Consider the following 12,283-nt stretch of genomic DNA (forward strand, 5'->3'; position numbering starts at 1 on the left):
AAGTTTTTGATCTATGTTTTGGGGTACAGTAAAGTAATGCCCCTATCAATAATATAAGTTAAAAATCAATTCCGTGGGATATTCAGCTGCTTGTCCGAACGCATTACTTTCAGGTGGGCGATGAACGTTACTATACCGCCTACGATCAGTACCGCATAGAATGTAAGCCCTCGGCTGAGAAGCAGAGCGGGTTTTACAAATCCCTCACCAAATATCGCTTCAAATACCAGCAGGAAGCTTCCCTCGGTAACTCCCGCCGCACCGGGCAGAGGAAGCATCTCCACTGCAATAGCTATCATCACCTGCATGGTCACGATGTCATAAAAGCTGACTCCCGAAAGTCCGTAGGACTTGTATATCACCCATGTCACCGCAAAAAGGCAAAGTCTCTGCACAAGGGTCATGATGAATACCTTAGCAACCGTTACCGCATTTTCTCTGACGTACTTTGAACCAATAACGTAAGTATCGCAGATTCGGTTTATCTTCTCCACAAGCTTTTCGTGGTTCTTTTCCTTTACTATCTTCCAGTCCGTCAGCTTGTTGAGTATGGTTATGCCCGCACGTCTTGCCCAGTCGGGTCTTGCGACGATGAAAGCCAGTCCCGCGATGAAAGCTATATTCAGCACGAAGCCCAGTGTAATCAGGGGTGCGAGACGACCGCCGTGTTCGGCTACCGCGTCAAAATTGAATATCAGCAGGATAAGCCCCAGTATCACCAGCACTGATTTGTAAGCTATGGTCACCAGTAGCATTATCAGCGAGGAGAAGCCTATCTTTACGCCGTCTTTTTTCATGTAGTACATCTGTGCAGGCTGTCCGCCAGATGACGAGGGTGTTATATAGCTGAAAAAGAACCCGATAAACGAGTATTTCAGACAGCTTGTCAGCCGCACTTTTTGTCGGCATACCCTTAGCAGAAAATGTATTATGCAGGATTCTCCCGCCACAAAGCAGAAGGTCAGCGCAAGTCCCGCCAAGAGCCATTTGTCATCTGCGTTCTTAAGGTCTTTTATGATATCCGAAAGCTCCTGTCCTTTGAAGAGCAGTCGGAATGTCAGCAGCATTATAAGCCCGATAAAGCCCACATTAAGAACGTATTTGAAATATTTCTTTTTTATCAGTCGTTTTATTGTCGTTCACCAACTTTTATATATGTCTTTATCGCCCGTCAGCTTAGCTGAGGGAGGTGAGTCTGTCGTAGTTTGTTGCAGCAAGGTACATTATATTAATTACCAGCTGTATTATTGTGAATCGCATTACCACCTGTGTATCAGACCAGCCCTTGTTCTTGCGGCAGTGGTCGTGCAGGGGAGTGCGGATATCCTTCATGAAGTTCTTCATCTTGAGGAAACGTATGAAACTTACCTTCAGCAGGCTGAGACCGCCGTCCAGTATGATAACTATACACATAGGTACGAAGCTGATAGGATTCTTGCTCATCAGGAATATTATAGCAAGCAGTACACCCAGCGCACGGGAACCAGCATCGCCCATAAGCATGGTGGAGGGCGAACAGTTGAACCAGAGATAAGCCGCAAGTGTCGCAAGCATTATCACGGGAGCAAAATCAAGGAAAGACCAGCCCACAGTGAGTGTCAGCACGCCGCTGAACAGCACAAAGCTGCCAAGCACCGCCATCACCAGTGAAGCACACAGACCGTCAACGCCGTCGGTGCAGTTGGTGACGTTTATGGAAGTCCACACCAGCACACCAGCCAGTATGATGAATATCACAGCGGGTATGTGGAAATGCAGGTGAAGCAGGGGCATATCAATATTGCTGCCGTTATACTTCCAGAAAGTAACAGCCGTACCCAGAGATATCACCAGGTCAAGCAGACCCTTTTTGAGGTTGCCCCAGGGTATCTTGGCGGCATCATCGAGATAGCCCGTCAGCATAGCGCCGTATAACAGCACGAGATAAATAAGATACTCTAAGTCAAGAGGTATGAACAGCGCCGCCGAAAGGCAGAACGTGGTTATGAATATAAGTCCGCAGCCCCTGGCCTTGCCCTGTGACAGCGCACCGTTTACCGCGAATTCTCTGCCCTGATCTTTCGGCAGGATGTTCCTGAAGAACTTCAGCGCCAGAAAACATGACCAGAACGAAAAAGCGAGCATCAGCAGCACGAAAACCGCATATTTCGAGGGGTTTCCCTCATCAAAAAAATCATAAGCCGAACCAAAAAACAGTCTGTATAACATTTGCATCTTCCTTTTAAATAAAAATACTCATACATCATATATTATACTACATATTATAAGAAAATGCAAATTTTACGGGCGGTCATTTTGCACAAATTTACCCGTCTGACTTCAGAGTTAACTGGGGATACCTTTTTAATAATAGGAATCACTCCTCATCTGACTGTTATGCTCATCTGATAAACTGTGTATATATCGGGTGAGTGTATATACACAGTTAAGGGGTGTGTATATACACGGTTGGGGGCAAAATATGGCTTCGATTGTTATGAGTGCACAACTCGACGAAGAATATTGTTGGTCGGATTGTACACACATACAATTGTATTCATGGGGTATTGACAAAACTGTGCAAACTGTGTATACTGTATACATACAGTTAAGGCTGCAATAACAGTCATAACAGTAACACAGAAATACAGACAACAATAACGTAACCGAAAGGAAGTATCATTATGAATAACACAAACAGAAAAGCTCTGGCACTGAGGATCATCGCAGTATTTATGCTGATCATGGGCATCATCGGAACAGCAAGAGGAAGCACAGCGGCGATCGCGTGCCTGTGCAGCTCGGCAAGCATGGTCACCGCTTCAAACTGGATAGTTCGCAGAAGCAGATAAAACAAGATAAACTCACACAACAAAATGATACGGAACAAAGGGAGTGACTTATATGAAAAATACAATGTTCAGAAAGATAATAGCAGTTCTGGCAGCTCTGATAGGAATAGGTTCATTGATAGCTTTTGTATTCATGAATATGGGTGACAGCACCATAGCACCTGCAATTGTGCTCATGGGTCTGATGCTTGTTCTGAGAGTAGGCTTCAATAAGCTGAACGGCAGATAAAGATATACAAGGAGACACATCATGAAACTGAAGACAAATAAAAAAGATATCATCACAGCGGTTTCATTGGTAATTATAGGTATCATCGTTGCGATACTTTTAAGCGGTCTTAGCGACAGAGCATTCAGGCTGTTTATAGCCGCTATGCTGATACTGCCCACATTCGGCAGATACTTTATAAGCAGGATAAAAAAGATATATATATATAGAACAAAGAGGGAGACAACAGAATGAAAACAAACTCACAGCGCAGGTACGATGCGCTTAAAGGTGCGGCGGCGGCTCTGCTGATAGCGGTGTGCTTCTTCGCTTTCAGCCACAGGCTTCCGCAGAAAGACGATATCAAAGGGCTGACAGCGCTGATGCTGGTGTGCGCAGGCGGAAGTTCAGTCGGGCTGATGACGGACAGCATCAATGAGGATATTCTTTCTCAGGAAAACGCTGAGGACAGCTTTATTTGAAAAATATGAGGTGAAACGTATGGAAACAAGAGAAAAGGTTCTGGAGGTCAAGGGACTTTCAAAGCAGTACAAAAAGGGCGTGTACGCTTCGGAGAAGGTAACTTTCGATGTACACAAGGGCGAGATATTCGCGCTGATAGGACCTAACGGCGCAGGCAAGACAACAACTATCAGAATGATATCCACCCTTTTGCAGGCAACAGAGGGCGATGCGGTGGTAAACGGTCACAGCATACTTACCGAGCCCGACAAAGTCCGCAAGAGCATTACCTATCTTCCCGATGAAGCAGGTGCTTACAAGACCATGAAAGGCATCGACTACCTGAGATTCATGGCTGAGCTGTATGCTGACAATAAACAGCAGGCTGACAGCTATGTTGAAAGAGGCAGAGAGATATGCGAGCTGGGTGACAGGCTCAATGATAAGATACAGAGCTATTCCCGCGGTATGCAGAGAAAGCTTCTGCTGGCAAGGGCGATAATGTCAAAGCCCGCACTTGCCATACTCGATGAACCTACTTCGGGTCTGGATATAATCAATGCCCTTGAGATAAGGCGTATGATAAAGAAATTGGCAGGGGAGGGCATGAGCTTCCTGCTGTCCTCACATAATATGCTGGAGATAGAGTATGTATCCGACAGAGTAGGCATAATCGCAAAGGGTCATCTGCTTGAAACGGGTACTCCCGAGGAACTTATAGCTAAATACCAAGCTGAAAATCTGGAGGACGTTTTCGAGACTGTGGTAATGAAAAGGAACAAAGAGGTGTGACACAAAATGAAATTCAAGACACTATTTTTAAAAGAGCTTCGAGAGATGCTCAGCTTGCAGACCATAATGACTATGGTCATTTCCGTTGTGATACTTTCCTTTGCGGGACAGGCTATGAGCAAAGCCGTTGAGGAAAGCGCTGAAACCATGATGGATATTAATATCTGCGACCAGGACGATACAGAGTTCACCAAGAACATGATAAAATTCCTGACAGCCAACCTTGCACAGCTTGACGGCGAGGTAAATGTGGTGGAGATAAGCTCCGATGACTATGCCAAGGAGCTGAAAAAGGCTGATGTAAAGAACGTTGTTATTATCCCCGAGGGCTTTACCGCAAGCGTGGAGAACAACGAGGCTGCAAAGGTAAAATTCGTCCAGAGACTTAACTCGCTGGCAACAATGTCCAACCTGAACACAGGTTCACAGGTGGCAGTTGAATACCTGACAGCGGCTGTAAAGGACGTTGTATACAGCACCAAGGTATCCAGCGGCAAGCTTTCAAATGAAGAGGTATCATTCCTCAATAACCCCATAGCCCTTGAAGAATCCACAGTAGTAGCTGATAAGAGCGCTGATATCTCCGCAAGCATAGTAATGTCTCTGTGTTCAGCACAGGGTATGATAGTTCCTATCATGATGTTCGTTCTGGTCATGATGTCTTCCAACATGATACTCAACGCTATCAGCACCGAGAAGATAGACAAGACTCTTGAAACTCTGCTTACCGCGCCTATTTCAAGACTTTCCGTCATAGCGGCTAAGATGTTGGCGGCAGCAGTTGTAGCGGCTATGCAGGCGGCTGTTTATATGTTTGGTTCAAAGAACATGATGAACGGCGTACTTGAAAAGGTAGGCTCCGACAGCGGCTACTCCGAGATACTGAAAGATCTGGGTCTTACCATGGACGCAGGACAGTATGTTCTCGTAGGTATCCAGATGTTCCTTTCCATACTGATAGCACTGTCCGTTGCACTGGTACTCGGTGTTCTGGCAAAGGACGCAAAGAGCGCACAGACACTTACTCTGCCTATCATGATGTGCACAATGATACCCTATATGCTTTCAATGTTCGTTGATATCAAGACAATGTCACCCGCAGTAAGATATATCGTATACGCTATACCTTTCACACACTCCTTCATGGCTTCCGAGAACGCTATGTTCGGTAACTACGGTGTGTATACAGGCGGACTTGTCTACCAGTTCATTTTCCTCATAATATGTATGTTTATGGCACTGAAGATATTCATGAGCGACAGGATATTCACCATGAGCATCGGCGGTAAAAAGAGCCAAGGCACAGCCAACGAAGAGAGCGAATCATAAATAACACTTTAAAGAACTATCGGGAAAGCCTTTCAGGCTATTTCCCGATAGTTCGCTTTATATATCAAAAAAACACCGCGGAAATTTCCCGCGGTGTTAGTTGTTATTATGAATTGTTCTGCTTGGCAACTACGGATTCGCCGCAGTAGATCTTGCGGAGAACAGGCTTTTCGATCTTGCCTGTGGGGTTTCTGGGTACGTCCGCGAAGATGACTTTGTGGGGTCTCTTGTAGCGGGGCAGTTTGTGGCAGAAGTCGTTTATCTCCTCCTCGGAACATTCCATGCCCTCTTTGATGGAGATTATAGCCGCTGCGATCTCACCCAGTCTCTTGTCAGGCAGACCGATAACTGCAACGTCCTTTACAGCAGGGTGTGCACGCAGGAAATCCTCTATCTGTACGGGATAGAGATTCTCACCGCCGCTGATGATAACGTCTTTCTTTCTGTCAACGAGGAATATGAATCCGTCCTCGTCCTCCTGTGCCATATCGCCTGTGAACAGCCAGCCGTCCTTGAGAGTCTCTTCGGTAGCCTTGGGGTCGCGGTAATAGCAGGTCATAACGCCGGGACCCTTTACGCAAAGTTCGCCGACCTCGCCGCGGGGAACAGTTTCGCCGCGCTCGTCAACTATCTTGACCACCCAGCCAAAGCCAGCCTTGCCGATAGCGCCAACCTTGTGGATATTCTCAACACCAAGATGTACACAGCCGGGGCCTATGCTCTCGCTGAGACCGTAGTTTGTATCGTACTGATGATTGGGGAACAGCTTCTTCCACCTTGAGATAAGAGAGGGCGGAACAGGCTGTGCGCCTATATGCATAAGTCTCCACTGGGAGAGCTGATACTGGGTTATGTCGATATCTCCTCTGTCAACTGCATCGAGGATATCCTGAGCCCATGGCACCAGCAGCCATACGATGGTGCAGAGCTCGCTTGAAACTGCTTCAAGCACGAACTTAGGCTTGACACCTTTGAGTATAACAGCCTTGCCGCCCGAGATAAGGCTGCCGAACCAGTGCATCTTAGCACCTGTATGGTAAAGGGGCGGTATGCAGAGGAAGACATCGTTCTCGGTCTGACCGTGGTGCGCCTGTTCAACTCTTGCGGAATGAACAAGGCTCATGTGCTTGTGAAGTATAGCCTTGGGGAAGCCTGTAGTACCCGAAGAGAAGTATATAGCTGCATAATCTTCATCAGTCAGTCTGATATCAGGCGAAACGCTGGAGCAGTTTGCAGCAAGTCTGTCATAATGCTCAGCGAAAGTGGGACATCCCTCACCAACGTAGAACAGCAGACGGTTCTTGCTGATATCGTCAACTATCTCTTCAACTCTGCCGATGAATTCGGGGCCGAATACGAGGATATCCACCTCAGCCAGTTCAACGCAGTACTTTATCTCATCTGCGGTATATCTGAAATTAAGGGGCACAGCTAGAGCGCCTGTTTTCAGTATGCCGAAGTATATAGGCAGCCATTCAAGGCAGTTCATCAGCAAAATACCGACCTTGTCGCCCTTTTTAACACCGCGGGAGATGAGCAGGTTAGCGAAACGGTTAGCCTTCTCATTGAATACCGACCATGTTATCTCGCGTCTGTAGGGTACATCTGCGGTAGGCTCTATGAGTTCATATTCCTTCCATGTTACGCGCTTCTCGCGTATCTCGGGGTTGAGCTCTACAAGGGCTGTTTTATCGGGGAGTTCAGCTGCATTTCTTTCCAAAAATTCTGTAATTGGCATTATAAAATTATCCTTTCCGAACGAATTTTGTGCTTTGATATATGAAAGTATAAAAGCTGTAAAGCACAAAAGCAATTAAGTTAATTTTACCACATTCATAGAAAAAAGTAAAGACTTCACAGGGCTTTTTTTGTACAAAAATGTCGCAGACCCTTTTTGCAGTTTGCACAAGCAAAAAGCAGACAGGCGGGATATAAAAAACGAATCGCGCAGTATATGCCGACAAAGCAGCATTAACCGCGCGATTATTTTTAGTTTATGTGTGATAGCGCTGATGTGTCACTATCGGTAATTATTTAGCTATAGGGTAACGTCAAGCTTCAGCACCGCACTTACGATACGTCAGTTTGTGCCCCATGTTGCTGAATCTCTTGTTAAGGATTCCACCCTTTTTTCACGAGTTGTAATAATATAGAAATTACTATCTGAGATAACAGGGTTATCTATGTATTTTTCGATTCTTTCTCCATCATCATTCTGTATCGCTATGAAAACTGTTCTTACGGAATAGCCATTATAAGGTATCCAGTCAGTAGTCATTGATTCACCCATTTCTATCCAGGAAGCGATAGTACTCTCCGGTATTGTGCTGCCTGCTTCAAGCTTTATACTATTTACCTTAGCAGAAGAACCGCGATCAGCATACAGAGATAGAGTAATCTTTTCGCTTTGGTTAGGTTTCTTGGCGTGCAGGGTGCCCCATTCAATATTCCTGTGATCGGGTGTCGGATACTGACCTATATTGCCGGTAGTGTTATCCTTTACCTGAACAAAGAAAGATTCCTCGCTGTTGATAGTTGCCATGCCCACATATACACTGACATTTGTTCCCCGACCATTGTTGAGCAGCTCACTGTTGACAGCGGCATCACCTTTAGTAAGTTCTTTTGTACCTATTTTCAGTCCATCCTTGGTGTTTGCCTGTGGAAATTCGCCGTTGTCAAAAATCTCTTGCAAACTATTCAAACCGTGTTCTGTTTCATAATCTGCGATATATTCGGCTACAGCATTATACGCAGTCTTGGCATCTTCGTCAAGCTCTCTTGATTTCACAGCCTCAGATGTATTTTCATCGAATGTACCCCATGTTGCTTCGCCCTGTGTGGGATGAGGATACTGACCTGTCTTTCCTGTCTTGGGATCCTTTGCCTGAACAAAGAATTCCGGATATCCGTAAGCATCGGTACCGTTCGTGCCTACATATACGATCATGCCGTCATAATAGAATTTCAGCCAGTCGTTTATGGCTTTATCACCTTCGGTAAGCGATGAATTACAGTCTATCTTCAATCCGTCCTGAGTGTGCGCATTCGGAAAACCGCCGTTTTCAAAGCATCCCTTATAGTCAAGTCCCATTGTTTCCAGATCAGCTATATATTCAGCAACTTCATTATATGCAAATTTAGCTGCGCGGTTAACATCTTCGGTACTGTAATTTGTACATATGGGTGAATCGGGGTCAAATGTGCCCCATGTTACATTACCATTTGAGGGGTGGGGGAACTGACCTACCTTGCCTGTCTTGTTATCCCTTACCTGAATAAAAGCAGAGTCCTCACCGTTGATTTTTGTTTTGCCAACATATACGCTTATATTGCCGCGGGCATACTGCGAAGCTTCGATATTTACCGCCTTGTCGCCTTTTGCTGTATGAAGCCTGTCTTCATGCCGCCTTTTGAATTTGCCTTTGCAAATTCTCCGTTCTTGAAGCAATCCTCTAAACTGAGACCCTCATATTCATAATCACTATAAACTACACCAACGGCACCAAAGCAATACCGGGCAGCTTTGTTCAGACCGTCAACTGTGTTTGATTTGTCCACATCAGAGTATACTCTCAGTCTTTCGGGAAGTTCATTGTATCCATACTCGTCCGTCATGGTAAAGGTGAACGAAACGCACTCATTCGGAGCAACAGTGCCATTGGTGCTGCTGTTCCTGATAACGCTTTTCTCATTCAAAACCTACATAACTGTAGTTCTCGGTGAACAGTCTGCCGTATTTTACGTTCTGTATCTCGCCTTCGTGTTCAAAGCCCACAGCCCAGTTGTTTATTGTCTTCTTGCTGGTGTTCTTCAGGGAGATCTTAACTGTGGTGTAACCGTCCTTAACGGAAAGCACCTCGTACTATGCCAGATAGCCTGTACCTCTGTAAGCCCTTGAATCGCCTGTGTTGAGCGAAGCCGATGCGGGCAGAGAAAGTCCGCAGGCAAGTGCCAGTGCAGTTAAGCCTGAAATGATCTTTTTGTTGTTTTTCATTTTTTATGCCTCCTATATTTTGTGAGTAGGATATATCTATACTCTCGTTAAAATTATAACACTTTAATATTTTAATGTCAATGATTTTTAGGTGAAAATTATTGACGTTAATTTATATGTGATTTTTCGGGATAGTCAGCTATCCTGCATAATAAAAAAAGTCTTCCGACGGTACGAAAATTGTCGGAAGACTTGTGTAATTTATCAATAGAATGTTGCAACTTCCTGTAAAGGCGCATCGGCGGGAACAAGCTTCTCCACAACAAGCACGGGACCCTTGCCCTTGTAAAGCTTGTGCTTCTGCATCTTTACTGTAAATGTCACATCGAACCACTTGGGCGTTGTCAGATCAAGCTGTTCATCGCAAAGGCTTGCCAGCCAGCAGAATGTGATATCCTCAACACAGCAGGTCATTATCTTTCTGCCCAAGGCGATTGTGCCTTTGGGGAACTTGGGGTTCATCGCCGCCATAGCTTTCAGATGCACCCGCTTGCCGTCGTACTTTTCTGGCTCTTCATTGATATCTCTGTACCACAGCGCGTAGTCCCTTTCATCAACTTCGATGGTATCAGCATTGATGTCAAAAGGCAGAGGGTCTTCGATGTCGTCGTACTCGGAAGTACCGTCAGTACACTCGTAGGCGATATCTGTACGTCTGCTGACACCTCTTACTATCTTATGGAACTCCATCTTGTCCATAGTTGCTTTGTCAAAACGGTTAAACACCGTCAGCTCACAGTTTGAGAGCTTGTCAACTACCAGGGATCTCATGTTCTGGTTGTAGTTGAGGAATGTGGTCGCATCGGTGAAATTCATTATCTGGTAGATCGCCCAGCTGTCAGGCAGTGCGTTCAGCAGATCGTTCATCGTCCACATACCATTGTACTCTATCATAACTCGCTGACCGTGTACCTCAGTGTACAGCTTCTGCAGATTGATAGGGTTCAGCTCGTCCTTATCTTCTATCACGCGGGGATATATATGGCTCTTCTCGAAGTCACTGGTGTCGTACTCCTCCATGCCTTCCTCGCATATCAGCAGAAGTGTCCTGTCACCGTTGTTGAAACGCTTGTCTTCAAGCGTCTTCTGTATAAAGGTGGTCTTGCCGCCCTCCAGAAATCCCGTGAACAGGTACACGGGCACAAAATTATCTTCATTCATTTTCAGATTACTCTCCTGATCTATTATATTGTTATCCCGCTGACACACCACTAAACAGCCTTTTGACAGGCGGTATCAATAGACGGCGGTCTTCTTTCCCCGCCGTGGGCGGGGAAAGAAGACATCTCAATAAATATTCATTACCGGACTGGGTATAAGCGGTGTGATAAAGGGATAGTCATATTCCATTATTATCACTGCTGTCAGAACGGCACCATGCCGTCGGGGTCGTAGGATTCAAACTTCTCTTCCTCCTTTACAGGCACAAACTTTTTCATGCCGCCTTCGGGCACAAAGCCCATACGGCAGAAATACTCATGCTCGCAGTCGTAATCGGGCAGAACTATCTTGTCCTGAGAACCGCGAACTATGTCGTACTGATCAAGCAGCACCGAGCCGCCATCTTTGTGGAGTATGCACTGCAGACCGTTTATCTCCAGCGCACCATTTACTCTGCAAAGTGTACCGCTTTCGTCGAAGTAGTCGAAGTCCACCGATTCGCCCCTGCTTAGTTTGCCTATCTCCTCGGGGGTGAAGATGTGTCCGCACCATACTCCCGAGAACTTCACGGGACATCTCAGCACACGCGCCATGAAGCTGTCAAGGTCGCGGTCGAGTATCTCGCTGCTGTAATTCTCGTACAGAAATTCCATCTGGAAAAGCTGCTCGGCAACTTTCTTCATGTCCATATCCTTCGGCATGAAGAAGCTGCTCAGGGTAACTGTAAGGTCGCCTGTGCGCAGGCTTCTCTCATATAGGAACCTGTACTCGCCCAGACTGTTCTTCAGCGGTATATAGCTGCCGTCGTTGTAGTGTATAACACAGCCGCCGTACTTTGCAGAAGCCTTTTTCAGCTCATAGCCGTAGTATGCCGCGGGCTGTCCGTTTTCGGTGAACTCCTTGCCTACAACCTCGATTATGCCGCCGCCCAGCAGACGGTTCAGCTGTGCCGCATCGGGCAGCTCCCTGCAAAGGAACTCCATCTCCACAAGCTCGCCCTCGTGGTAGATGTAAAGGGTCTTTTTATCGAACTCGGTTATCTTGGGTATGTGCTTTTTCGGAAATACCTCAGGCACGAATTCGTACTCAGCCGCATTGAACAGCTTGTAGCTTGAATTGAAGGACACATTGAATGGGTCGATGTCCTTCTGCACCTCTTTCAGGCTGCCTGTAACGGTGTATACCATGTTGCCCTCGACAGAATCAAAGGTGATGCTCCCGCCGCTGCACAGCACGGATACCTCATCATCGGTAAATATATGACCGTGCCATACGCCGCAGAACTGTGCGTCCTCGCCGTCCTTTTTGAACTTTACGCTTACCTTCTCGTAAACCTTGCCGTTGAGTTCGCTGCTGTATTCATAACGTTCGCCTGCGTTCTCAAAGGGAACATACTGAGTGCTGCCGTCCTCACCCTGAAAACTTCCCGGGTAGAAAAGGTCTTTCTTTATCTCGTAATTTGACTTATCCATGCTGTACCTCCTTTTTGGTATACCTTAGTTT

15 protein-coding genes are annotated in these 12,283 nt (G+C 46.2%); 6 read left to right on the top strand and 9 right to left on the bottom strand.

What is annotated here, in order from left to right; genetic code table 11:
• Positions 1-65 precede the first annotated feature (65 nt).
• Complete coding sequence (locus tag BM265_RS07830; RefSeq protein WP_242940802.1) at positions 66-1,088, bottom strand: lysylphosphatidylglycerol synthase transmembrane domain-containing protein; 1,023 nt, start codon at positions 1,086-1,088, stop codon at positions 66-68.
• Between the two features lie 88 nt (positions 1,089-1,176).
• The gene (locus tag BM265_RS07835) at positions 1,177-2,208 is read right to left on the bottom strand and encodes an MraY family glycosyltransferase (RefSeq protein ID WP_081358398.1); all 1,032 of its coding nucleotides are present in this window, start codon (positions 2,206-2,208) and stop codon (positions 1,177-1,179) included.
• A gap of 455 nt (positions 2,209-2,663) precedes the next feature.
• Here BM265_RS07835 and BM265_RS20010 point away from each other — a divergent pair, with 455 nt between their 5' ends.
• From BM265_RS20010 to BM265_RS07855, 6 genes are read left to right on the top strand one after another with little or no spacing between them, the layout of a single operon-like run.
• Positions 2,664-2,831 carry a hypothetical protein gene (locus BM265_RS20010; RefSeq protein WP_177219557.1) on the top strand — a complete coding sequence of 56 codons (168 nt, stop codon included), beginning with the start codon at positions 2,664-2,666 and terminating at the stop codon, positions 2,829-2,831.
• Between the two features lie 52 nt (positions 2,832-2,883).
• Positions 2,884-3,060, top strand: a complete 177-nt coding sequence (locus tag BM265_RS20015; protein ID WP_177219558.1) for a hypothetical protein — start codon at positions 2,884-2,886, stop codon at positions 3,058-3,060.
• 21 nt (positions 3,061-3,081) lie between these two features.
• Positions 3,082-3,294 (top strand): hypothetical protein, encoded by a 213-nt coding sequence (locus BM265_RS07840; RefSeq protein WP_074961024.1) that lies wholly within the window; start codon positions 3,082-3,084, stop codon positions 3,292-3,294.
• Positions 3,291-3,521: a hypothetical protein gene (locus tag BM265_RS07845; protein WP_074961025.1), complete on the top strand. Its 231-nt coding sequence runs from the start codon at positions 3,291-3,293 to the stop codon at positions 3,519-3,521. Before BM265_RS07840 ends, BM265_RS07845 begins: the two co-directional genes overlap by 4 nt.
• 19 nt (positions 3,522-3,540) lie before the next feature.
• Positions 3,541-4,293, top strand: a complete 753-nt coding sequence (locus tag BM265_RS07850; RefSeq protein WP_074961026.1) for an ABC transporter ATP-binding protein — start codon at positions 3,541-3,543, stop codon at positions 4,291-4,293.
• A gap of 6 nt (positions 4,294-4,299) precedes the next feature.
• Entirely contained in the window at positions 4,300-5,622 is a 1,323-nt protein-coding gene (locus BM265_RS07855; protein ID WP_074961027.1) for an ABC transporter permease, read from the top strand.
• Between the two features lie 106 nt (positions 5,623-5,728).
• On the opposite strand, the gene BM265_RS07860 is transcribed toward BM265_RS07855, so the two are convergent.
• From BM265_RS07860 to BM265_RS07875, 7 genes are all read right to left on the bottom strand, one after another.
• Positions 5,729-7,360: a class I adenylate-forming enzyme family protein gene (locus tag BM265_RS07860; RefSeq protein WP_074961028.1), complete on the bottom strand. Its 1,632-nt coding sequence runs from the start codon at positions 7,358-7,360 to the stop codon at positions 5,729-5,731.
• Between the two features lie 342 nt (positions 7,361-7,702).
• Positions 7,703-9,073: a hypothetical protein gene (locus BM265_RS07865; protein ID WP_074961029.1), complete on the bottom strand. Its 1,371-nt coding sequence runs from the start codon at positions 9,071-9,073 to the stop codon at positions 7,703-7,705.
• On the bottom strand, positions 8,986-9,321 hold the full coding sequence (locus BM265_RS19695) for a hypothetical protein (protein WP_143098692.1): 336 nt from the start codon (positions 9,319-9,321) through the stop codon (positions 8,986-8,988). The genes BM265_RS07865 and BM265_RS19695 overlap by 88 nt, the downstream gene beginning before the upstream one ends.
• Positions 9,314-9,481, bottom strand: coding sequence for a hypothetical protein (locus tag BM265_RS20020; RefSeq protein ID WP_177219559.1), 168 nt, complete (start codon positions 9,479-9,481; stop codon positions 9,314-9,316). Before BM265_RS20020 ends, BM265_RS19695 begins: the two co-directional genes overlap by 8 nt.
• 6 nt (positions 9,482-9,487) lie before the next feature.
• Entirely contained in the window at positions 9,488-9,619 is a 132-nt protein-coding gene (locus BM265_RS20880) for a hypothetical protein (RefSeq protein WP_278287615.1), read from the bottom strand.
• Between the two features lie 204 nt (positions 9,620-9,823).
• Positions 9,824-10,780 (bottom strand): TIGR03943 family putative permease subunit, encoded by a 957-nt coding sequence (locus BM265_RS07870; RefSeq protein ID WP_074961030.1) that lies wholly within the window; start codon positions 10,778-10,780, stop codon positions 9,824-9,826.
• A gap of 203 nt (positions 10,781-10,983) precedes the next feature.
• The gene (locus BM265_RS07875; RefSeq protein WP_074961031.1) at positions 10,984-12,252 is read right to left on the bottom strand and encodes a hypothetical protein; all 1,269 of its coding nucleotides are present in this window, start codon (positions 12,250-12,252) and stop codon (positions 10,984-10,986) included.
• Positions 12,253-12,283: the final 31 nt, after the last annotated feature.

Origin of the sequence: Hominimerdicola alba, from assembly GCF_900112155.1 — a bacterium.
Taxonomy (GTDB): Bacteria; Bacillota; Clostridia; order Oscillospirales; family Ruminococcaceae; genus Hominimerdicola; species Hominimerdicola alba_D.

Excerpts from the sequence above, each read along its gene's own strand:
- BM265_RS20010 (WP_177219557.1), top strand. The coding sequence starts at position 2,664 with ATGAATAACACAAACAGAAAAGCTCTGGCACTGAGGATCATCGCAGTA.
- BM265_RS07855 (WP_074961027.1), top strand. The coding sequence starts at position 4,300 with ATGAAATTCAAGACACTATTTTTAAAAGAGCTTCGAGAGATGCTCAGC.
- BM265_RS07870 (WP_074961030.1), bottom strand. The coding sequence starts at position 10,780 with ATGAATGAAGATAATTTTGTGCCCGTGTACCTGTTCACGGGATTTCTG.
- BM265_RS07875 (WP_074961031.1), bottom strand. The coding sequence starts at position 12,252 with ATGGATAAGTCAAATTACGAGATAAAGAAAGACCTTTTCTACCCGGGA.
- BM265_RS07835 (WP_081358398.1), bottom strand. The coding sequence starts at position 2,208 with ATGTTATACAGACTGTTTTTTGGTTCGGCTTATGATTTTTTTGATGAG.
- BM265_RS07860 (WP_074961028.1), bottom strand. The coding sequence starts at position 7,360 with ATGCCAATTACAGAATTTTTGGAAAGAAATGCAGCTGAACTCCCCGAT.
- BM265_RS20880 (WP_278287615.1), bottom strand. The coding sequence starts at position 9,619 with ATGAAAAACAACAAAAAGATCATTTCAGGCTTAACTGCACTGGCACTT.
- BM265_RS07840 (WP_074961024.1), top strand. The coding sequence starts at position 3,082 with ATGAAACTGAAGACAAATAAAAAAGATATCATCACAGCGGTTTCATTG.
- BM265_RS07845 (WP_074961025.1), top strand. The coding sequence starts at position 3,291 with ATGAAAACAAACTCACAGCGCAGGTACGATGCGCTTAAAGGTGCGGCG.
- BM265_RS20015 (WP_177219558.1), top strand. The coding sequence starts at position 2,884 with ATGAAAAATACAATGTTCAGAAAGATAATAGCAGTTCTGGCAGCTCTG.
- BM265_RS07850 (WP_074961026.1), top strand. The coding sequence starts at position 3,541 with ATGGAAACAAGAGAAAAGGTTCTGGAGGTCAAGGGACTTTCAAAGCAG.